At 47.3% G+C, this 1,240-nt stretch carries 1 protein-coding gene; it reads left to right on the top strand.

Annotation, left to right across the window (positions count from 1 at the left end):
• Nucleotides 1–1,240, top strand: a 1,240-nt coding sequence (locus R7E47_RS24670; protein WP_318085381.1) for an efflux RND transporter permease subunit, incomplete at both ends; no start/stop codon positions are given.

Below are 1,240 nucleotides of genomic sequence, written 5' to 3'. Positions count from 1 at the left end.
AACTTGCTCGCCGCTGGCGTGAGGCGATGCCTGTTATTCCGGGTATGAAGAGTATCAAGATCCGCGAACAAAGTGCAGGTGGTGGCGATCGTGATGAGTTTGGCTACTTACTGTTTGGCTCCAACATCAATGAACTTAATCAAGCAGGACGTTACTTGATTGAACGTTTGCAGCAAGAAGAAGGGTTGTACGATATCTCGTCATCCATTGATTCAGGCAGCAAAGAAGTGCTTCTTTCTCTTGCACCTGTTGCGTACGATCTCGGTCTTGACTTGACCATGATTGCGCAACAAGTCGGCGGAAGTTTTTACGGCGGAGAAGCACAGCGTTTGATTCGCGACGGTGAAGAGATCAAAGTCATGGTTCGCTATCCTCAACTGACTCGTGAAGCGTTTTCTTCATTGCGTTACGCTGTCATTACTACGCCAGCAGGCAAGAAAGTGATGCTGGGCGATGTAGTGAATATCAGTGAGCAGCCTGGGGTTAGCACAATTCGTCGTGAAGGTGGTTATCAAACCGTTTATGTGTACGGCTCTATTGATGAAGAACTCGTTGAGCCACAAGAAATTGTGAAAATCATCGACGATAGTATTTTGCCTGATATGAAGAAGCTGCACCCAAGTGTCAAAACAGAGCTGGGTGGTGACATCGAAGAGCAAGCCGCGCAGCGCAACGAACAAATCATGTTCTTTGTGGCAGGGATGATCATTGTTTATATCTTGCTTGCCGTACCATTGAAGAGCTATACCCAGCCTCTTATCGTGATGTCCGTTATCCCGTTTAGTTTAACAGGGGCGATTTGGGGACATTTCTGGTTGGGGCTAGACATTAGCATGATGTCGACATTCGGTTTGATCGCAGCCGCAGGTGTGGTGATCAACGACTCGTTGGTGATGACAGATTATGTGAACCAAGTCCGAGAGAAAGGAATGAGCATCAAGCAGGCGGTGGTTGAGGCTGGTTGTGCACGTTTCCGAGCGATTACGCTGACATCCATCACGACCTTTGCGGGTGTATTGCCTATTATGTTCGAAACCAGTCTACAAGCACGTTTCGTAATACCAATGGCCGTCGCTTTGGGCTTTGCTGTGCTGTATGCCACAGTCCTGACGTTGGTGTTAGTGCCTTGTCTGTATCTAATGCTTGAAGATATTAAAAACATCTTTCGAGCGATTAAGCGCTTCTTCCAGCGTGTCATTGGTCGTTTTAGAAAAGCGTCAGTATCTTCAGATATTTCTGC

The sequence above is a fragment of the Vibrio sp. Vb1026 genome, from assembly GCF_033338745.1.
Lineage (GTDB): Bacteria > Pseudomonadota > Gammaproteobacteria > Enterobacterales > Vibrionaceae > Vibrio > Vibrio alginolyticus.
Note: the sequence above shows the minus strand (reverse complement) of the source record. Positions and strands in the feature narration are given on the sequence as shown.